Consider the following 18,904-nt stretch of genomic DNA (forward strand, 5'->3'; position numbering starts at 1 on the left):
CCATGCAGATCACCCTCGACAACCCGCCCACCGCCCCCGCCCCGCTCAGCCCGTACTACTCGCAGGTCGCCCGGGTCGAACTCCCCGGCGGCGGCGCCCTGTTGCAGCTTTCGGGCCAGGTGGCCGAGGGCCCCGACCTCGCCGCGCAGAGCCGCGGGATCTTCGAGGCGATCGGCGCGATCCTCGAGGCGCACGGCGCGAGCCTCGCGGACGTGATCAACATCCGCACGTATCTGACGGACATCTCCCGTCTCGCCGAGTACGGCGCCGTCCGCCGCGCCTGCTTCCCCGGCACCCCGCCCACGAGCACGACGGTCGAGGTGTCGAAGCTCTTCCTCGACTGGGCGCAGATCGAGGTGGAGGTGGTGGCCGCACTGCCGGCGGGCCGGTCGTAAGAGCCCCCCAAAACAGGCCGGAACCGCCCGGGCCTCACTCCCCGAGCAGCACCAGGAAGTCCTGGAACGCGGCCGCCATGTCCACGCTGTCCGGGTCGAGGAGCCACTGGTACTGCAACCCGTCGAGCACGGCCACGAGCAAGGGCGCGGCGCGCTCGGGCGTGAGCCCCGACGGCAGGCGGTCGCCGAACTCGGCGCGCAGCAGCGCCGCCAGGTCCTCGCGCACGTCCGCGTAGCGCCGGGTGAAGTACGGGGCCGCCGGGTGGTCCTCCGTGACGGCCTCGCCGAGCAGCGCCGAGAAGGTCTGCACGATCCCGCGGCGCATCGCGTTGTACTCGACCAGCGAGGTGAGGAGTTCGAGCCGCCAGTCGCGGCGCGGGATCGCGGCGTCCCACTGGTCGCGGTCCTCCAGGACGGCGACCAGGAGCGCCTCCTTCGTGGGGAAGTGGTGCAGCAGCCCCTGCTGGGTGAGCCCCACGCGCTCGGCGACGGCCGCCAGGGACGCGCCGCGGTAGCCGCGCTCGGCGATCACTTCGAGTGCGGCCCGCACGATCTCCGCGCGCCGCCGGTCACTTCGCGGACGGTGGGTGTTCCCGGCCGCCATCCCCGCCGCCGCTCAGCTCTGCCGCTCGGCCAGGACGCAGAACTCGTTGCCCTCCGGGTCGAGGAGCGTCACCCAGTGCTGCTTCTCCTGGACGCCGGGCGCGCGCCGGGCGCCGAGGGCGAGGAGCCGGGCGACCTCGGCCTCCTGGTCGTCGGGGCGGAAGTCGGGGTGCAACCGGTTCTTCGAGGTCTTGCCCTCGGGGACGGGCACGAACAGCAGACCCGGCATCCGGTCCGGCTCGGGCCGGATCTCGATGATCTCCTCGGTCTCGTCGACCACCACCCAGCCGAGCGCCTCCGCCCACCAGCGCCCGAGCGCGACGGGGTCGGCGGAGTCGACGATGATCTGTTCCCATTCAAGTGCCATGGGCGTGAGCCTAGATCAGCGCGTCCGCCTGCGCGGATAACCGCTGGATAACGAAACCTACCGTCCGCCAGGCAACCCGTGCAGGATGGACCGCAGTCAGGGGTGCGTCTCACGAGGAGGTACGGCAGTGGCTGAGCAGAGGTACACGGACGGCGCCGAGGCGGTCGTGGAGGCCGCGCTCGGCAAGCTCGATCTCGACACGAAGGCCCGCCTGCTCGCCGGCCAGGACATGTGGACCCTGCCCGCGCTCCCCGAGATCGGCCTCGCGTCGCTGGTGCTGTCCGACGGGCCCATCGGTGTGAGGGGCGTGCGCTGGAGCGCCGACGACCCCTCCATAGCCCTGCCGTCCCCGACGGCGCTCGCGGCCGCGTGGGACCCACAACTCGCCTACCGGGCAGGCCAGTTGCTGGCCCAGGAGGCGCGGCGCAAGGGCGTGCACGTGCTGCTCGCGCCGACGGTGAACCTTCAGCGCTCCCCGCGCGGCGGACGGCACTTCGAGGCGTACAGCGAAGACCCGTATCTGACCGGCGAGATCGGCACCGGCTATGTGCGCGGCGTGCAGTCCGGCGGGGTCGGCACCACCGTCAAGCACTTCGTCGCCAACGACGCCGAGACCGACCGCTTCACGGTGGACAACCGGGTCTCCGAACGCGCCCTGCGCGAGCTCTATTTGGCGCCGTTCGAGGCCATCGTGAAGCAGGCCGCACCCTGGGGCATCATGACCGCCTACAACGCGGTCAACGGCATCACCATGACCGAGAACGCCGCCCTCGTGAACGGCATCCTGCGCGAGGAGTGGGGCTTCGACGGGTTCAACATCTCCGACTGGATGGCCGCCCGCGACACCGTGGGCGCGATCCACGGCGGGCTCGACGTCGCGATGCCCGGCCCGATGACGGTGTACGGTCCCGCACTCGCCGAAGCCGTACGCGACGGACGGGTCGAGGAGGCGGCCGTGGACGAGGCGGTGCGCCGGGTCCTGAGGCTGGCCGCCCGCGTCGGCGCGCTCGACGGCGCCGAGCCCGCCGTCACCGAACTGCCCGAGCCGGTCGACGGCGAGGCCTTGGCCCGCGAGATCGCCCACCGCTCCTTCGTGCTCGTGCGCAACGAGCGGGGCATCCTGCCGCTGTCCGGCACCGGCACGGTCGCCCTGATCGGCGCCGCGGCACGCGACGCCCGCGTCCTCGGCGGCGGCTCCGCCACCGTCTTCCCGCGCCGGATCGTCTCCCCGCTCGACGGCCTCACCGCCGCGCTCGGCGAGATGGCGGTCTCGTACGCGCGGGGGGCCGAGCCCAGCGAGGAACTGGGCGTCGCGAGCGCCGGGTTCGCGCTGCGCGCCGTCTGCCGCGACGCCGACGGGCGGGTGCTCGGCGAGGCGCCGCTGGCCGACGGGGCGATCCAGTGGTTCGGCGGCGGCTTCCCCGAGGGCGTCACGTACCAGGAACTCGCCCGCGTGGAGATCACCGGCACCTTCACGCCGCGCGTCGACGGCGCCCACCGCTTCGGCACCCGCGGCCTCGGCGGTCTGAAGCTGACCGTCGGCGGCCGGCAGCTCTTCGACGGCGAGCAGGGGATGACGGTCGACGGCGACCCCTTCGAGGCCTTCCTCGGCGCGCCCACCGAGCGCGGCACCGTGCAGCTGACGGCCGGCGTGCCCGTCGAGGTCTCCCTGGACGTGGTCCCGCCGAAGATCGAGGGCATCCCGATCGAGGTCGTCGCGCTCTGCCTCTCGCACGCCGAACCCCGCCGCGACCCGGACGAGTTGATCGCCGAAGCCGTCCGTGCGGCGGCCGCCGCCGACACCGCCGTGGTGGTCGTCGCCACCACCGACCGCGTCGAGTCCGAGGGCTTCGACCGCAAGGACCTGCGCCTGCCCGGCCGCCAGGACGACCTCGTACGGGCCGTCGCGGCGGCCAACCCGAACACCGTCGTGGTCGTCAACTCCGGTTCCCCGGTGGAGCTCCCGTGGCGCGAGGAGGTCGCCGCCGTGCTGCTGAGCTGGTTCCCGGGCCAGGAGGGCGGCGCCGCACTCGCCGACGTCCTCACCGGAGCCGAGGAGCCCGGCGGCCGCCTGCCCACCACCTGGGGCCCGCTCGCCGACGCCCCCGTCACCGAGGTCACGCCGAACGCGGACGGCCAACTCTCCTACGACGAGGGCGTGTTCATCGGCTACCGCGCCTGGGACAAGGCCGGCGCCACCCCCTCGTACCCCTTCGGACACGGCCTCGGCTACACCGACTGGGCGTACGAGAGCCTCCAGGCCACGCCCGACGAGGCCACCGTCCTCATCCGCAACATCGGTGCGCGCACGGGCCGCGAGACCGTCCAGCTCTACCTCACACCACCCGCGGACGACTCCGTCGCACGCCCGGCCCGCGCCCTCGCCGCCTTCACGAGCGTGACGGCCACCCCGGGGGAGAGCGTCGAGGTGCGGATCCCGCTGCCGCGGCGGGCGTTCGAGACCTGGGACGAGAGTGCGGGCGCGTGGGCGTACCGCAAGGGCGGCTACACGCTGACGGCCGGCCGCTCCCTCACGGACGGCAGGCTGAGCGTGACCTTCGAGGCGTGAGGGGCCTTCGCCCTGAGGGGGCGAGGGGCCCTCGCCGGGGGCCCTTCGCCGTGGGGCCCCTCCCGCTCCCTCACTCGCCGGGCGACTGCTCCGCGGTCACGGCGGTGAACGCCAGCTCGGCGAGCCGCGCCTGCCCGTCACGGCTCGGGTGGAACCAGTCCCACTTGCTGAGCTGCCCCGGCCCGAAGCGGTAGCCGAACACCGACCCGCCGTCGTAGCGGCAGTACTCGTCCTCGGCGCACACGTCCTTCAGGACCTTGTTGTACGCCTCCACCCGCGCGTGCACGTCCCCGCGCCGCTGCACCGCGAGATCGTCGAGCGCGTCGGGATCGGCGAGCATCGACTGGCAGATGCCCAGCTTCCAGATCTGCTTGGCCATCGCATTGCCCTTGCCCTGCGACCACAGCCGGGTCAGATCCGGGATGGACGCCACGTACACCTGCGTCTTGGGCAGCTCGCGGCGCAGCGCGCGCATCCCGTCCTCGAAGTCCGCACGGAAGGAGGCGACGGAGGTCATCGCGGCGGCCGTCCCCCGGCAGGCGTCGTTCGCACCCATCAGGACCGTCACCAACTCGGGTGACTTCTCGGCCGCCTGCTTCATCTGCTCGGGCAGCGCACTCATGCGCGCCCCCGTCCGGGCGAAGTTCCAACTGCGCGTCGCCGCCGCCTCCTTGCCGAGCAGCCGCACCGCGAGGCTGTTCACGGCCGGGTCGGTGCCGGTCGCCCAGGACGACTCCGGGCAGTCCGAGAGGACCTGGCAGGCGTCGAAGCCGCGCGTGATCGAATCGCCCACGGCCGCCACCGACTCCGGGCTCGTGTCCCAGGTGGGAGTGGGCGAGGGCGAGGGCTTGGCGCTTCTGGCGGCCGGGGCGCCCTGCGGCGTCGGGGAGTTGCCCCCGGTGGCGTCGCAGCCGAGCAGCACGGTCGCGAGTACGGCGGCGCTCGCCGCTGCGGCCGCGCCGCGGACACGGAACCCGCTCCGGATCACAGTCGTCCCCTCTCTCGCCCGTCCACCCTCGGGCGCCGTGCACCGGCGCCCTGCCGGGTGAATGCCCGCCGTTTCCAGGACCTGGACCCGACGGTACGTCACACTCGGGCCCGCACCGCACGGTAGTTTTGCTGCAGCCGACCCGGACGCAGGGCGCTCACCCGGTTCCGGTAAATTACATCACGTCAGAAATGTCCCCTTTCGGGGAGTTTCATCAATTCCGTGGATGTCCTGGATTTCCTCGGGAATCTTGGCGAAACTCCCGCCAACTGCCCGGCCAGGTGCGAGGCCGCAACCCTCGCCCCACCCTGGAGGTACCGGTGACGACACGTGGAGTCCTGTACGTGCACTCCGCACCGCGCGCGCTGTGCCCGCATGTCGAGTGGGCGGTCGCGGGGGTGCTGGGCGGCCGAGTGACGCTCGACTGGATCAGGCAGCCCGCGGCCCCCGGGACCTGGCGTGCGGAGTTCTCCTGGCAGGGCGAGGCGGGCACCGCCTCCAAGCTGGCCTCCGCGCTGCGCGGCTGGCAGCAGCTGCGCTTCGAGGTCACGGCCGAGCCGTGCGCCACGGCGGAGGGCGAGCGCTACAGCTCCACGCCCGAGCTGGGCATCTTCCACGCGGTGACCGGCATCCACGGCGACATCCTCATCCCGGAGGACCGCCTGCGCGCGGCCCTCACGCGCTCACGCGGCGGCGAGAGCGACCTGGAGTCCGAACTGGCAAAGCTCCTGGGCAAGCCGTGGGACGACGAGTTGGAGCCCTTCAGATACGCGGGAGAGGGCGCCCCGGTCCGCTGGCTCCACCAAGTGGTCTGAGCTGCGCAGGACCCCGTACATCTGAACCGCGCAGCTGACCCGTACACACGAAGAGGCCCACCCGAACGCATCGGGTGGGCCTCTTCGTACGAAGCAAGCGGATCAGACGGTGCGGAAGGCCAACACCACGTTGTGCCCACCGAACCCGAACGAGTTGTTGATCGCGGCGATCGTGCCCTCGGGCAGCGCCCGCGCCTCACCGCGCACCACATCGGCCCCGTCCGCCGCCACTTCCTCGTCGAGCTCGTCGACATTGATCGTCGGCGGCGCGAGACGGTGGTGCAGGGCGAGCACGGTCGCGACGGTCTCGATGCCGCCCGCGCCACCGAGCAGGTGACCCGTCATCGACTTCGTGCCGGAGATGGCCACATGGTCGAGGTCGGCGCCGAGGACCTTGCGCAGCGCCTTGATCTCGGCGACATCGCCCTGCGGCGTCGAGGTCGCGTGCGCGTTGACGTGCACGAGCTCGGCCGGCTTCAGGTCGGAGGTGTCGAGCAGGTTCTGCACGGCGGCGGCGACACCGCGCCCCGTCGGCTCGGGCTGCGCGATGTGGTGCGAGTCGGCGGACAGACCCTGGCCGATCACCTCGCAGTAGATCTTCGCGCCACGGGCCTTCGCGTGCTCCTCGGACTCGAGGATGACGACACCCGCGCCCTCGCCGAGCACGAAGCCGTCACGGGCCTTGTCGTACGGACGCGAGGCCGCGGTGGGCTCGTCGTTGTTCTTGGACATCGCCATCATGTTGGCGAAGGCGGCGATCGGCAGCGGGTGGATCGCGGCCTCGGTACCGCCGGCGACTACGACGTCGGCGCGGCCGGTGCGGATCATCTCGACGGCGTAGCCGATCGCCTCGGCGCCCGACGCGCAGGCCGAGACCGGGGTGTGCACGCCCGCCTGGGCGCCCACCTCCAGACCGACGTTCGCGGAGGGGCCGTTGGGCATGAGCATGGGGACGGTGTGCGGGGAGACGCGGCGTACGCCCTTCTCCTTGAGCACGTCGTACTGGTCGAGCAGCGTGGTCACACCGCCGATGCCGGACGCGATGACGGCGCCCAGACGCTCGGGGGCGATCTTCGACTCCTCCTCGCCGGCCTTGCCCTCGTAACCGGCGTCCGCCCAGGCCTCCTTGGCCGCGATCAGCGCGAACTGCGCCGAGCGGTCCAGCTTGCGGGCGAGCGGGCGGGGCAGGACCTCGCCCGGGTCGACCGCGGCGGGCGCGGCGATACGGACCGGCAGTTCGGCGAAGCGCTCGCCCTCCAGGGGCTTGACGCCCGAGCGGCCCGCGACGAGACCTTCCCAGGTCGATGCTGCGTCGCCACCCAGCGGTGTGGTTGCGCCGATACCGGTGACGACCACGGTGCGATTGGTCGAGCTCACAGGAATTCTTTCTCCACGTGTAGAGGGTCGTGAATCAACGGCGCCACCGCCGGGAGGCGGCAGTCAGCCGGCCCGGCGGACGGCCCTCGCGGGCTGCCCTGCGGGGCGGCCCTTGCGGGCCGGCCCGGGGCCATGCGACAGGACGGTGATCAGTCCTGGTGCTTCAGGATGTAGTCCGCGGCGTCGCCGACGGTCTTCAGGTTCTTGACGTCGTCGTCCGGGATCTTGACGTCGAAGCGCTCTTCGGCGGCGACGACGACCTCGACCATGGACAGCGAGTCGACGTCCAGGTCGTCGGTGAAGGACTTGTCCAGCTGGACGTCCTCGACCGGGATACCGGCGATCTCGTTCACGATCTCGGCGAGACCGGCGACGATCTCTTCCTGAGTGGCGGCCATGTTGGCGCTCCTTCTTGTGTATCAGTGAGGTGGCAGGGTCCCGTGCGGAATGGTCCGCGCGGGGTGCCTAGGGGAGGGTAACGACGGTGGCTGCGTAGACGAGACCCGCCCCGAAGCCGATGACGAGCGCGGTGTCGCCGCTCTTGGCTTCCCCGGTCGCCAGGAGTCGCTCCATGGCGAGCGGGATCGAGGCGGCCGAGGTGTTGCCGGTGGTCTCGATGTCACGGGCGACCGTGACATGCTCCGGCAGCTTCAAAGTCTTCACCATCGAGTCGATGATCCGCATGTTGGCCTGGTGCGGGATGAAGACATCCAGGTCGTCCGCGCTGATCCCGGCCGCGTCCAGCGCCTGCTGGGCGACCTTCGCCATCTCGAACACAGCCCAGCGGAAGACCGCCTGGCCCTCCTGCGTGATCGCAGGAAACCTCTCGACCTCGCCGTCGCGGTAGTCCGTCCACGGCACGGTCTGCTTGATCGTCTCGGACTTGTCGCCCTCCGAGCCCCACACCGTCGGGCCGATGTCCGGCACGTCCGAGGGGCCGACGACGACCGCGCCCGCGCCGTCGCCGAACAGGAAGGCCGTGGCGCGGTCCTCCAGGTCGGTCAGGTCGCTCAGGCGCTCGACGCCGATGACGAGCACGTACGGCGAACTGCCTTCCACGATCATGCCCTTGGCGAGCGTGAGCGCGTAACCGAAGCCCGCGCAGCCGGCCGAGATGTCGAACGCGGCGGCCTTCTGCGTGCCCAGCTTGTCGGCGATCTCCGTCGCGACGGCCGGGGTCTGCTTGAAGTGCGAGACGGTCGAGACGATGACCGCGCCGATCTTGTCGGCGGTGAGCCCGGCGTCGGCGATCGCCTTGCCGGAGGCCTCGATCGACATGGCGGCGACCGTCTCCTGGTCGCTCGCCCAGTGACGCGTGGCGATGCCGGAGCGCGAGCGGATCCACTCGTCGGAGGAGTCGATCGTCTCGAGGATCACCTCGTTGGGCACGACCCGCGTGGGCCGGTAGCCGCCGACGCCCATGATCTTGGCGTACGGCGCGCCCTTGCTCGGCTTGATCTTCGACATTGCTCTTGAGCTCCTTCGTCAGGCAGCGTGCTCTGCGATGAGCTCGCGAGCAGCGTCGAGGTCGTCGGGGGTCTTCAGGGCGAGCGTCTTGACGCCCGGCAGCGCGCGCTTGGCGATGCCGGTGAGGGTGCCGCCCGGGCACACCTCGATGAGCGCCGTCGCGCCGAGCTCCTGGAAGGTCTCCATGCACAGGTCCCAGCGGACGGGGTTCGCGACCTGGCCGACCAGGCGCGAGATGACCTCGGCGCCCGTGTCGACGGCCTTGCCGTCCTTGTTGGAGACGTACCGTACGGCCGGGTCGGCCGGGGACAGCTCGTCGGCGGCCTTCTGCAGGGTCTCGACCGCGGGCGCCATGTGGTGCGTGTGGAACGCGCCGGCGACCTTCAGCGGGACGACCCGGCGGGTGCCCTCGGGCTTGTCGGCCTCCAGGGCAGCGAGCTGCTCCAGGGTGCCGGCGGCGACGATCTGGCCCGCGCCGTTCACGTTCGCCGGGGTCAGGCCGAGCTTCTCCAGGTGCGGCACGACCACGTCCTGGTCGCCGCCGAGCAGCGCCGCCATGCCGGTCTGCGTGATCGCGGCGGCGTCGGCCATGGCCAGACCCCGCTTGCGGACGAGCCGCAGCGCGGCGGTGTCGTCGAGGACGCCCGCGAACGCGGCGGCGGTGAACTCGCCGACGCTGTGACCGGCGACGGCACCGGGCGTGACCTCGCCGAGCGCGGAAGCGGAAAGCAGTCCGGCCGCGACGAGCAGCGGCTGCGCCACGGCCGTGTCGCGGATCGCGTCCGCGTCGGCCTGCGTGCCGTAGTGGGCGAGGTCGAGACCGATGGCGTCGGACCACGCGGCGAGCTTGTCGGCAGCGCCGGGGAGGTCGAGCCAGGGAGTCAGGAAGCCGGGCGTCTGAGCGCCTTGGCCGGGAGCGACGAGTACGAGCACTCTCACACTCTCTCTTGTGGACGGTGGGCGCCGCCCGTGGGGACAGGGACGAAGAACGGTCAGGGGAATTGTCGACCCCCGACAAAAGTCTAGGACTGCGGATCTCCGTCGGCCAGACGCCCCAGGATGAGGGCGATACGCAGCGTGAACGCGGAGCGCACATCCGAGGGCGACCAGCCGGTGACGTCTGTCACACGTCGGAGCCGGTAGCGGACGGTGTTGGGGTGCACGAAGAGCATCCGGGCCGCGCCTTCGAGGCTGCTCGCCTGTTCCAGATAGACGCTCAAGGTCTCCAGGAGCGCCGAGCCGGCCTCCTCCAGCGGTCTGTAGATCTCCTCCACCAACTGCTCCCGCGCGGCCGGGTCTCCGGCGATGGCGCGCTCCGGAAGGAGATCGTCCGCGAGCGCGGGGCGCGGGGCGTCCTGCCAGGCGGAGCACGCCTTGAGCCCGGCGGCCGCGGCCTGCGCGGACTTCGTGGCGGCGAGCAGGTCGGGGACGACGGGCCCGGCGACCACGGGACCGGCGGCGTACGGGCCGATCAGCGCCTTCGCGACGGCCAGCGGATTGTCGCTGCCGCCTGCGATGACGACCAGGCGGTCGCCGAGCACACCGGTCAGGACCTGGAGCTTCGCGTGCCGTGCGGCGCGGCGGATGGCCTCGACGGTGAGCTCGCTGTCGCCGTCGGGTGCGGTGCCGAGCACGACGCACACGTGCTCGGGGGAGTTCCAGCCGAGCGCGGCGGCCCGGCTGACGGCGCCCTCGTCGGCCTCACCGCTCAGGACGGCGTTCACGACGAGCGATTCGAGGCGTGCGTCCCAGGCGCCCCGCGCCTCCGCGGCCTGCGCGTAGACCTGGGCCGTGGCGAACGCGATCTCCCGCGCGTAGACGAGCAGCGCCTCCCTGAGCACCGACTCGTCGCCCGGCGCCGCGACCTCGTCGATCGCGGACTCCATGACCTCGATCGTGGTCCGCACCATCTCGACGGTCTGACGCAGCGTGATCGCCCGGGTCAGCTCGCGCGGCGCGGTGCCGAAGACGTCGGTGGAGATCGCCTGCGGAGCGTCGGGGTGCCGGAACCACTCGGTGAACGCGGCGATACCGGCCTGCGCGACCAGACCGATCCACGAACGGTTCTCCGGCGGCATCGCCCGGTACCACGGCAGCGTCTCGTCCATGCGCGCGATGGCCTGCGCGGCGAGAGAGCCGGAGGACTTCTCCAGGCGCCTGAGCGTGGCGGAGTGCGGATGGGCCCGGGGCGCTCCGGCGTCGGCCGGGGTCGCTCCGGAGTCGGGGCTCGGGTTCGCTGCGGGTTCGGGCACGGGACAAGACTGCCTTATCGGGGCGGCCCGGCTAAGTGGTGGGTCTTGTCCGGGCCGCTCCGCCGGGTGGTGGGACCCTGACGGACCGGCCACCCGGAGGTGGCGCGGCGGCTACCGTGGGGTGCGTGATGGACGTACGGCGCTCCGGCGATCGGTACCGCGGCGGGGAGCCGGCGAGCGGTATCGAGTCGCTGCACGCGTTCTCCTTCGGGCCGCACTACGACCCGGACAACCTCCGCTTCGGACCGGTCATCGCCTGCAACGAGGAGCATCTCGCGCCCGGCGCCGGCTTCGACGAGCACACCCACAGCCATACGGAGATCGTCACCTGGGTCGTCGAGGGCACGCTGACCCACCGCGACTCGGCCGGCCACGAGACGGTGGTGAACGCCGGTGACCTGCAACGGCTCAGCGCCGGCGGGGGAGTGCGGCACGTCGAGCGCAACGACGGCTCGTCCCGCCTGGTCTTCCTCCAGATGTGGCTGGCGCCCACGGCCGCCGGCGGCGACCCCTCGTACGAGATCGTCCGCGGCATCGCGGACTCGACCCCCTACGCGGTCCCGGCGGCCGGTGGCCTGCTCCATGTGCGCCGCCTGCGCCCCGCCGAGCGCGCCGGGGTGCCCGAGGCGGCGTATGTCTACGTGCATGTCGTACGGGGCGAAGTCCGCCTCGGCGGTACGGAGTTGGCGCCCGGCGACTCGGCACGGATCACCGGCGCGGCCGCCCTGGAGCTGGAGGCGCTGCGCGGCTGGGCCGAGGTGCTGGTGTGGGAGTTCGCGGGAGGCTAGGCCGCCGGGGGCTTGCCGTCCGGCTCGCGCCACATCCGCCACATCGGCGGGCTCGACCGGTAGGTCATCTCCTCGGCCACGGTGAAGCCGTGCCGCTTGTAGAACGTCAGGTTCCGCTCGTTGCTCGACTCCAGATACGCGGGCAGCCCCGCGGCGTCCGCCTGGTCGAGCAGGGCGCCGAGGACCAGGGTGCCGCGTCCGGTGCCGCGCGCGGAGGAGTGCGTCCCGATGAACTCCAGGTAGTAGTGCTCCGGTTCGACGGGGTGCTTGCGCTCCATGGTCTGGAGCATGCCGAGCAGCAGCGGCAGCCGGGTGCGGCCGGTGCGCACCAGCGCCGGGAAGTTCCGCACGATGTCGCCGGTGCCGACCTTCCACTGGCCGGGCGGGCACCACACGGCGGCCACGGTCCGGTCGATGTCGGTCCACAGGCGGCCGCGGTCGGCGTTCATGGCGAGCAGATCGCGGAAGAACCGGCGCAGCTTCGGCACCCGGTCCGCGGGCACGAGCCATTCCCAGATCGGATCGTCCTCGTAGGCGTCGGCGAGCACATCGGCCAGCGCGTGAACATCGGCCCGGGTGGCGCGGACTATGTCAGCCATGGGGTCAACGTAGTCCGCGGTGCGGCCGTCGGCATCCACCCCGAGGGGGAGACGCCGGTACGCCTCTCAGCGTGCTCCGGCCCGCAGCTCGGCCAGCACCGCGTCCGTGAACGGCGGCCACGCCTCCACGGCCCACGGCCCGAACGCCCGGTCGCTCAGGGCGACACACGCGGCCTGCGCGTCCGGGTCGATCCACAGGAAGGTGCCCGACTGGCCGAAGTGCCCGAAGGTCCGCGGCGAGGAGGAACTTCCCGTCCAGTGCGGGGACTTGGAGTCCCGGATCTCGAACCCGAGCCCCCAGTCGTTGGGCTTCTGGTGCCCGTACCCGGGCAGGATGCCGGACAGCCCGGGGTGCACCACGGACATGGCCTCGAGCACGGTCCGCGCGTCGAGCAGCCGCGGCGCCTGCACCTCGGCCGCGAAGCGCAGCAGGTCCTCGACGGTCGACACCCCGTCCTTGGCGGGCGACCCCTCCAGGGAGGTCCCCGTCATGCCCAGCGGTTCGAGCACCGCCTGCCGCAGGTACTCCGCGAACGGGATGTCCGTGGCCTTGGCGATGTGGTCGCCGAGCACCTCGAACCCTGCGTTCGAGTACAGCCGCCGCTCACCGGGCGGCGCCATGACGCGGTGCTCGTCGAAGGCGAGCCCGCTGGTGTGCGCGAGCAGATGCCGCACGGTCGCGCCCTCGGGCCCGGCCGGCTCGTCGAGCTCGACCGCCCCCTCCTCGTACGCGACCAGCGCGGCGTAGGCGGCCAGCGGCTTGGTCACGGAGGCGAGCGGGAAACGCTGCGTCACGGGCCCGCGCGTCCCGGCCACGGTCCCGTCGGCGCGTACGACCCCGGCGGCGGCGCTCGGCACCGGCCAGTTCTCGATGAGGGCAAGGCTCTGCATGCGTACGAGGTTACGGGCTCGGATCCGGGCGCTCGGCCCAGGGTGCGCCCGGCGTACGGTCCCCTGCCCGGCGGACTGTCCCCTGCTCGGCCTTCCGCCCCCTGCCCGGCGTACCGCCCCCGTCAGAGCGACAGCCGCATCGCCGGATCCGGCGTCCGCACGAACCCGAGCGATGCGTAGAGCGGCTCGCCCTCGGCGGATGCCCGCAGATCCACCTTCCGCACCCCGCGTCGCCTGAACCACGCGATCAGCTCCTGCATGCATGCCCGTGAGTAACCTCGGCGCCGCATCTCCGGCTCCGTGGCCACGCTGAACACGTAACCGGCGAGTCCCAGCGGGTTCTCCGCACCGCCGAGCCGGTACTCGACGGTGCCGACCGCGCAGGCGGCGAGCCGTCCCGGTGTGTCGGGCCGCTCCACGACGGCCGCCGCGAGCTGCCCCTCCTCGCCGACGAGTTTCGTACGCAGCATCTTCTCGGCCACCGGCATCCACGCGGTGTCCTCCTGAGCCCCGAGGTACTCGTCCAGCATCAGCTTGCGCAGGCGTACCAGCTCAGGTGCGTCTTCGGGCGTCGCAAGCCGTGCTGTGATCATGCCCGGCAGCGTATCCGCGACCGCAGAGCGAACACTCCCCGATACCGCTTGCCTGGAGTGCACTCCAAGGTCCTAGCGTGGTGGGCATGACGGTGATGGAGAGCAGTCCCGTACACAGCCCCGTACAGCTGGTGGAAACCGAGGCTCCGGCCGACCTGTGCGCCTCCGGGCCGCGACCGCATCCGCGCCCCGACGGGCAGGACCGGTACACGATCAGCGAGGTCGCCGCGTACACCGGGCTCACCGCGCACACCCTGCGCTGGTACGAGCGGATCGGTCTGATGCCGCATGTAGACCGCTCGCACACGGGCCAGCGCCGGTTCACCAACCGGGATCTCGACTGGCTCTCCTTCGTCGGCAAGCTGCGCCTGACCGGCATGCCGGTGGCGGACATGGTCCGCTACGCCGAGCTGGTCAGGGCCGGCGACCACACCTTCGAGGAGCGGCAGGAGCTCCTGGAGTCCACGCGGCGCGACGTGCTCGCGCGGATCGCGGAGCTCCAGGGGACGCTGGCCGTCCTCGACTACAAGATCGAGTTCTACGCGGGCGCCCCCAGCGCGCCGGAGAGGTCCTGACCTGATGACCACCCTCGCGAAGGTACAGCTCGGCACCGACGGCCCCGAAGTCTCCGTCCAGGGACTCGGCTGCATGGGCATGAGCTTCGCCTACGGACCCACGGACGCCGACGAAGCACGCGCCACCCTCGACCGCGCCCTCGAGCTGGGCGTCACCTTCTACGACACCGCCGACATGTACGGGGCGGGGGAGAACGAGAAGTTCCTCGCGCCCTTCGTGCAGAAGCACCGCGACGAGATCGTGCTCGCCACCAAGTTCGGCATCGTCCTCGACCCCGAGGACCCCACCAAGCGCGGCATCCGCAACGACGCGGCGTACATCCGCCAGTGCATCGAGGGCAGCCTCACCCGCCTCGGCGTCGACTCCGTCGACCTCTACTACATGCACCGCCGCGATGTGAACGTGCCGATCGAGGAGACCGTCGGCGTCATGGCCGAACTGGTCGCCGAGGGCAAGGTGAAGCACCTGGGCCTCAGCGAGGTCACCGCCGACGAGCTGCGCGCCGCGCACGCCGTGCACCCGATCGCCGCCGTGCAGTCGGAGTGGTCCCTGTTCAGCCGGGACATCGAGGCGAAGGTGGTCCCCGCGGCCGCCGAGCTCGGCGTGGCCCTCGTCCCGTACTCGCCGCTCGGCCGCGGCTTCCTCACCGGCTCGTTCGCGAACGCCACGAGCGACCTGGGCGCGGACGACTTCCGCCGTACGATGCCCCGCTTCACGGGCGACAACGCCCAGGCGAACGCGGCCCTGCTCGCCCCGGTCCGCGCGGTCGCCGAGTCCCGTGACGCGACGCCCGGGCAGGTCGCCCTGGCGTGGGTGCAGCAGCGGGCGCAGGCGCACGGCCTCGCGGTCGTGCCGATCCCCGGCACCCGCAAGCGCACCCGGATCGAGGAGAACACCGCCGCGACCCAGCTGATCCTCACCGAGGCCGAGCTCGAGCTCCTGGAGCCGATCGCCTCACAGGTCGCGGGCGGGCGCTACGCCGACATGTCCTTCACGTCGGCCGGCCGAGAGTAGCGGTCCGTACGGCGACGCGTGCAGCAGTCCATACGGCGAAGGGGGCGCCCTGCCTGGTCCGGCAGGGCGCCCCCTTCGCTGGTGGTGACCGGGCGGGCCCGGACGGCCCGCTCACGCCAGGCCCAGGGCGAACACCGCGAACCCGGCGGCGAGCAGCCCCGCCGCCACACGCCGTACGCGCGCCGCCTTCGAGCCCACGGCCCACGGCGCCTCGAAGCGCCGCGCCCAGGCGCCGAGCGCCACGAGCAGCCCGGCGAACACCGGCAGCCACGCGATCCGCGCCGCGATCCAGCCGAGCGTCTCCGGCGCGGTGGTCAGGCCGCCGATCGGGCCGATGAACGAACCGACCGTCGCCGCACCGAACATCGCCGTCTGGTGCCAGCACAGGATCGTCATCGCCGACAGGTTGACGATCACGACCGGGGCCCACAGCGCGGGCCGGCGGAGCAGCTTGCCGATCCGGTCGCGCAGCAGGATCGCGGCACCGCTCTGCGCGGCGGCCAGGGCGAGCACCAGCAGGGACGGCGGGTGCGAGTTGGTGCGGGCCTCACCGGGGACGCCGACCATCGACGCCGGGTAGTGGAAGGCGATCAGGAGCAGCGCGAACAGCGCCGTACCGCCCACGAGCAGCAGCCACGCGCCCCGCTTGCCGAGCTTCTTCTCGCCCCAGCTGACGCCCAGTTGGTAGGCGAACATCCAGCCGGGCAGGATGTTCAGGATGCTCAGCCAGGACGGCATCGCGTCGGCGAAGGGGCCGTAGCGCAGGAAGTCCACGACCGCGACCGAGGCGAGCAGCGGGGCCGCGGCCCAGGCGCCGAGGCGCTCGGCGGCCCGCACGCAGAGCGGGGTGAGCGCGGTGATCACCGTGTACACGCCGACGAACCACAGGGGTTGGATGACCAGCGTCGCCCCCGAGTGCAGCGTCGTACCGGGCACGCCGAGCGCGTACAGGACCGGAAGCGCCGCCGCCCACACGGCGGTCACGCCGAGCACGGGACGGCCCAGGCGCGCCACTCGCCCGCGCAACCAGCGGCCGCTGCTCTCGCCGCGCGCCATGGAGCGCCGGTACGAGAGCACCGAGGCGTAACCGCCGACGAGGAAGAAGATCCCGAGCATCTGCAGCACCCAGCTCATGGGCGCGAAGAACTCGAAGGAGGACAGCGGGCTCGCGTTGCGCAGGGCGCCCTCGCCGTCCAGGTGGAAGCCGCCGAGCAGCCAGTGCCCGATCGGCACCGCGAGCAGCGCGAGGGCGCGCAGTCCGTCGATGGCGCGGTCGCGGTGCTCGGGGGTGCGGGCGTCGATGCTCGCGGCGCTCCTGCGCAGCGTGCCGAGCATCCTGGCCGTCCGCTTGCCGGTCCTGGCTGGTCGGGGTGCGAGTGCGGTGCTGGTCATGGCGTGTCCTCAAGTCCTGGAGAAATACGGGGGGTTGGTGCCTTGTGGCAAGGGCCGGTGGGGCAGCTCAGGAGGCGGTCTGCTCGCCCAGGGCGATCCGCGCGAACGCGCGCAGGGAGTCGGAGCCGGGCGCGAAGTAGCCGGTGTGGCCGTGCACGTGGGCGGTCGGTACGGCGCGGGCGCCGAAGCCCGGGTCGGCCGGGTCGGTGCCGTGGCCGAGCCCGAGGAGCTCGACGTTCGGCACGTCGTCGATCCAGTCGTCCGCGGCCTTGGCCGCCCAGACCCGCGCCGTGGTGTGCAGGTCCGCGGCGTCGTCCACGCGCATGCCGGGCGAGCCGGCCACGACGAGTCCGGCGGCGGGCATCTCGGGCGCTGCCGCGCCGCACACCACCGAGCCGTAGCTGTGGCAGAAGACGGTGGGCTCGGGCGCGCCCGCGGCGGTGAGGCCCTGGACGAAGCGGGCCAGGCGCGGCGCGCCCGCCTCGGCGAGCCGCCCGGTGGCGGCGTCGGGGCCGATGCCGACCGGGGTGGTGTACCCGGCCCAGGCGATCACCGCGCCGCGCTGCCCGGTGGCCGCGTACAGGGAACGGGCCATGCCGGTCGGCGTGCCGTACTCATCCTTCGTACGGTCGAAGCTGCCCAGGTCGATGTCGGAGCCGGGGACGATCACCGAGACGTGGGAGGCGTGCTCCAACTCGCCGTAGACCTCGGCGACTTGACCGCGTCCGCGCGGGTCGAAGACGAGAATCTGCCGGCCGTGTGCGAGCAGCTCGCCGTACCGTCCGGCGCGCTCGCGGGCCGCCTCGCGGTCGCGGCCGGGCAGCGCCGTGTCCGCCGCGCGCGCCAGCTGTACGGCCCGCTCCTCCTGCAGGGCGCGGGCGTTGGCCTCGTACCGCAGGGAGACGGGGGCGCCGTCGAGATTGCCCAGGACCAGCGGATGCCGGTCGAGCAGCTCCTGCTGCTTCTCCTCGCTCAACGTGGCGAAGAACGCGGCCACTTCGGCGGGCTTGGCCGTGGCCGGGTCGGGCAGCTGCTGTCCGAGCGCGCGGTCGGCGCGCCACGAGCTGACGCCCGGGACGGGGCCGGTGACCGCGGTCTGCTGGTTGCCCGCGGCCCAGCCGGCGGATCCGGCGATGACCGTGGCGCTGAGCGCGGCCGCAACAAGAGTCCTCTTACCGCGTGCCTTCCACGCCTGAAGCCGCATGACCGGTCTTCCCTTCGCATCCGTCCGTCGTCTCGCTGACGGAGGGAAGGTAGGAAGACGGTGGGTAACGAGTCGTCACACCGCGGAGCCAACCCACGAGTGATACCTCGGTACTAGGGGTGCTAGTGGCCGCTCCGCTGCCGCCGCTGCGGGCAGTCGTGCCGCAGGGCGATGGGGGTCCCCCCTGCTCGAACGAAGTTGAGAGCTTGGGGGAGGGTGGGCGCAGCGGCACCCCGCCGGGCGGCACTTCGAACGACCGCACCACCCACGGGCCTGAACCCGAGCCGGAGAGCCGGGCGACAGCGCGCCCCGGGCTACTGGTCACCGGGCACGACCACGCCCGCCTCATACGCAAAGATCACCAACTGCGCCCGATCCCGCAGATCCAACTTCGACAACACCCGCCCGATATGCGTCTTCACCGTCTGCTCGGCAAGCACCAGATGTGCCGCGATCTCCTGATTGGACAGCCCGCGCGCGATCAGCTCAAGGACCTCGGCCTCCCGCGGCGTGAGCCCGTTCAGCTTGAGCGCGGGATCGCGCCGCTGCGCCGGCCGCTGCTTCGCGAAGTCCGCGATCAGCCGCCGCGTGACCGAGGGCGCGAGCAGCGCCTCCCCGGCCGCCACGATCCGTACCGCCGCGATGAGGTCCGCGGGCGGCGCGTCCTTGAGCAGGAAGCCCGAGGCCCCGGCCCGCAGCGCCTCGTACACGTAGTCGTCCACGTCGAAGGTGGTCAGCATCAGGACCTTGGGCCGGTGGGTGACACCCGGCGGCGGATCGAGCAGCTGACGGGCGGCTTCGAGCCCGTCCATCTCCGGCATCCGCACATCCATCAGGACGACGTCGGGGTGCGTGGAACGGCCCAGCTCCACGCCCTGCCTGCCGTCCTCGGCCTGCCCCACCACATCGATGTCGCTCTGCGCCGCGAGCAGCGCGGCGAACCCCGCGCGCACCATGGCCTGATCGTCGACGATGAGCACGCGGATGGTCACGCTCTGCCTTCCCAGGACACCG

General features: G+C 72.2%; 20 protein-coding genes. 6 read left to right on the forward strand and 14 right to left on the reverse strand.

Features of this window, described 5'->3' with window-relative positions; all coding sequences use genetic code 11:
- The first annotated feature begins 2 nt into the window (after positions 1–2).
- Positions 3–395, forward strand: a complete 393-nt coding sequence (locus BLT97_RS34125; protein WP_093617362.1) for a RidA family protein — start codon at positions 3–5, stop codon at positions 393–395.
- A gap of 34 nt (positions 396–429) precedes the next feature.
- Here BLT97_RS34125 and BLT97_RS34130 read toward each other — a convergent pair whose 3' ends face one another.
- On the reverse strand, positions 430–999 hold the full coding sequence (locus BLT97_RS34130; RefSeq protein WP_093617364.1) for a TetR/AcrR family transcriptional regulator: 570 nt from the start codon (positions 997–999) through the stop codon (positions 430–432).
- Positions 1,000–1,011: 12 nt separating this feature from the next.
- Positions 1,012–1,365: a VOC family protein gene (locus BLT97_RS34135; RefSeq protein WP_093617366.1), complete on the reverse strand. Its 354-nt coding sequence runs from the start codon at positions 1,363–1,365 to the stop codon at positions 1,012–1,014.
- Positions 1,366–1,450: 85 nt separating this feature from the next.
- On the opposite strand from BLT97_RS34135, the gene BLT97_RS34140 reads away from it, so the two are divergent.
- Positions 1,451–3,934: a beta-glucosidase H gene (locus BLT97_RS34140; protein WP_093617368.1), complete on the forward strand. Its 2,484-nt coding sequence runs from the start codon at positions 1,451–1,453 to the stop codon at positions 3,932–3,934.
- 70 nt (positions 3,935–4,004) lie between these two features.
- On the opposite strand, the gene BLT97_RS34145 is transcribed toward BLT97_RS34140, so the two are convergent.
- Positions 4,005–4,922, reverse strand: coding sequence for an SGNH/GDSL hydrolase family protein (locus BLT97_RS34145; RefSeq protein ID WP_176953990.1), 918 nt, complete (start codon positions 4,920–4,922; stop codon positions 4,005–4,007).
- A 320-nt stretch (positions 4,923–5,242) separates the two neighbouring features.
- On the opposite strand from BLT97_RS34145, the gene BLT97_RS34150 reads away from it, so the two are divergent.
- Positions 5,243–5,737 (forward strand): DUF3145 domain-containing protein, encoded by a 495-nt coding sequence (locus BLT97_RS34150; RefSeq protein ID WP_093617370.1) that lies wholly within the window; start codon positions 5,243–5,245, stop codon positions 5,735–5,737.
- A 102-nt stretch (positions 5,738–5,839) separates the two neighbouring features.
- Here the strand turns inward: BLT97_RS34150 and BLT97_RS34155 are convergent, their stop codons facing one another.
- The 5 genes from BLT97_RS34155 to BLT97_RS34175 all read right to left on the reverse strand — a co-directional run bounded on the left by BLT97_RS34155 (position 5,840) and on the right by BLT97_RS34175 (position 10,833).
- Positions 5,840–7,114, reverse strand: coding sequence for a beta-ketoacyl-[acyl-carrier-protein] synthase family protein (locus BLT97_RS34155; protein WP_093617372.1), 1,275 nt, complete (start codon positions 7,112–7,114; stop codon positions 5,840–5,842).
- A gap of 149 nt (positions 7,115–7,263) precedes the next feature.
- The gene (locus BLT97_RS34160) at positions 7,264–7,512 is read right to left on the reverse strand and encodes an acyl carrier protein (RefSeq protein WP_093617374.1); all 249 of its coding nucleotides are present in this window, start codon (positions 7,510–7,512) and stop codon (positions 7,264–7,266) included.
- Between the two features lie 67 nt (positions 7,513–7,579).
- Positions 7,580–8,581 carry a ketoacyl-ACP synthase III gene (locus tag BLT97_RS34165; RefSeq protein WP_093617376.1) on the reverse strand — a complete coding sequence of 334 codons (1,002 nt, stop codon included), beginning with the start codon at positions 8,579–8,581 and terminating at the stop codon, positions 7,580–7,582.
- A gap of 18 nt (positions 8,582–8,599) precedes the next feature.
- Positions 8,600–9,514, reverse strand: a complete 915-nt coding sequence (locus tag BLT97_RS34170; RefSeq protein WP_093617378.1) for an ACP S-malonyltransferase — start codon at positions 9,512–9,514, stop codon at positions 8,600–8,602.
- Positions 9,515–9,603: 89 nt separating this feature from the next.
- A complete protein-coding gene (locus BLT97_RS34175; RefSeq protein WP_093617380.1) occupies positions 9,604–10,833 on the reverse strand; it encodes a PucR family transcriptional regulator in 1,230 nt (409 codons plus the stop codon).
- A gap of 128 nt (positions 10,834–10,961) precedes the next feature.
- Here BLT97_RS34175 and BLT97_RS34180 point away from each other — a divergent pair, with 128 nt between their 5' ends.
- Positions 10,962–11,621 (forward strand): pirin family protein, encoded by a 660-nt coding sequence (locus BLT97_RS34180; protein ID WP_093617382.1) that lies wholly within the window; start codon positions 10,962–10,964, stop codon positions 11,619–11,621.
- Here the strand turns inward: BLT97_RS34180 and BLT97_RS34185 are convergent.
- From BLT97_RS34185 to BLT97_RS34195, 3 genes are all read right to left on the reverse strand, one after another.
- Positions 11,618–12,220 carry a GNAT family N-acetyltransferase gene (locus BLT97_RS34185; RefSeq protein ID WP_093617456.1) on the reverse strand — a complete coding sequence of 201 codons (603 nt, stop codon included), beginning with the start codon at positions 12,218–12,220 and terminating at the stop codon, positions 11,618–11,620. The genes BLT97_RS34180 and BLT97_RS34185 overlap by 4 nt on opposite strands.
- A 66-nt stretch (positions 12,221–12,286) precedes the next feature.
- A complete protein-coding gene (locus BLT97_RS34190) occupies positions 12,287–13,111 on the reverse strand; it encodes a serine hydrolase domain-containing protein (protein ID WP_093617384.1) in 825 nt (274 codons plus the stop codon).
- A gap of 122 nt (positions 13,112–13,233) precedes the next feature.
- Positions 13,234–13,704 (reverse strand): GNAT family N-acetyltransferase, encoded by a 471-nt coding sequence (locus tag BLT97_RS34195; RefSeq protein WP_093617386.1) that lies wholly within the window; start codon positions 13,702–13,704, stop codon positions 13,234–13,236.
- Positions 13,705–13,790: 86 nt separating this feature from the next.
- On the opposite strand from BLT97_RS34195, the gene BLT97_RS34200 reads away from it, so the two are divergent.
- Both BLT97_RS34200 and BLT97_RS34205 read left to right on the forward strand, forming a co-directional pair.
- Entirely contained in the window at positions 13,791–14,279 is a 489-nt protein-coding gene (locus tag BLT97_RS34200; protein ID WP_093617388.1) for a MerR family transcriptional regulator, read from the forward strand.
- Between the two features lie 4 nt (positions 14,280–14,283).
- Positions 14,284–15,294 (forward strand): aldo/keto reductase, encoded by a 1,011-nt coding sequence (locus BLT97_RS34205; protein ID WP_093617390.1) that lies wholly within the window; start codon positions 14,284–14,286, stop codon positions 15,292–15,294.
- A 111-nt stretch (positions 15,295–15,405) separates the two neighbouring features.
- Here BLT97_RS34205 and BLT97_RS34210 read toward each other — a convergent pair whose 3' ends face one another.
- From BLT97_RS34210 to BLT97_RS34220, 3 genes are all read right to left on the reverse strand, one after another.
- Complete coding sequence (locus BLT97_RS34210) at positions 15,406–16,629, reverse strand: acyltransferase family protein (protein ID WP_093617392.1); 1,224 nt, start codon at positions 16,627–16,629, stop codon at positions 15,406–15,408.
- A 124-nt stretch (positions 16,630–16,753) separates the two neighbouring features.
- Complete coding sequence (locus BLT97_RS34215; RefSeq protein WP_093617394.1) at positions 16,754–17,890, reverse strand: alpha/beta hydrolase; 1,137 nt, start codon at positions 17,888–17,890, stop codon at positions 16,754–16,756.
- Positions 17,891–18,204: 314 nt separating this feature from the next.
- Positions 18,205–18,882: a response regulator gene (locus BLT97_RS34220; RefSeq protein WP_093617396.1), complete on the reverse strand. Its 678-nt coding sequence runs from the start codon at positions 18,880–18,882 to the stop codon at positions 18,205–18,207.
- Positions 18,883–18,904 lie beyond the last annotated feature (22 nt).

Source organism: Streptomyces indicus (genome assembly GCF_900100315.1).
Taxonomy (GTDB): Bacteria; Actinomycetota; Actinomycetes; order Streptomycetales; family Streptomycetaceae; genus Streptomyces; species Streptomyces indicus.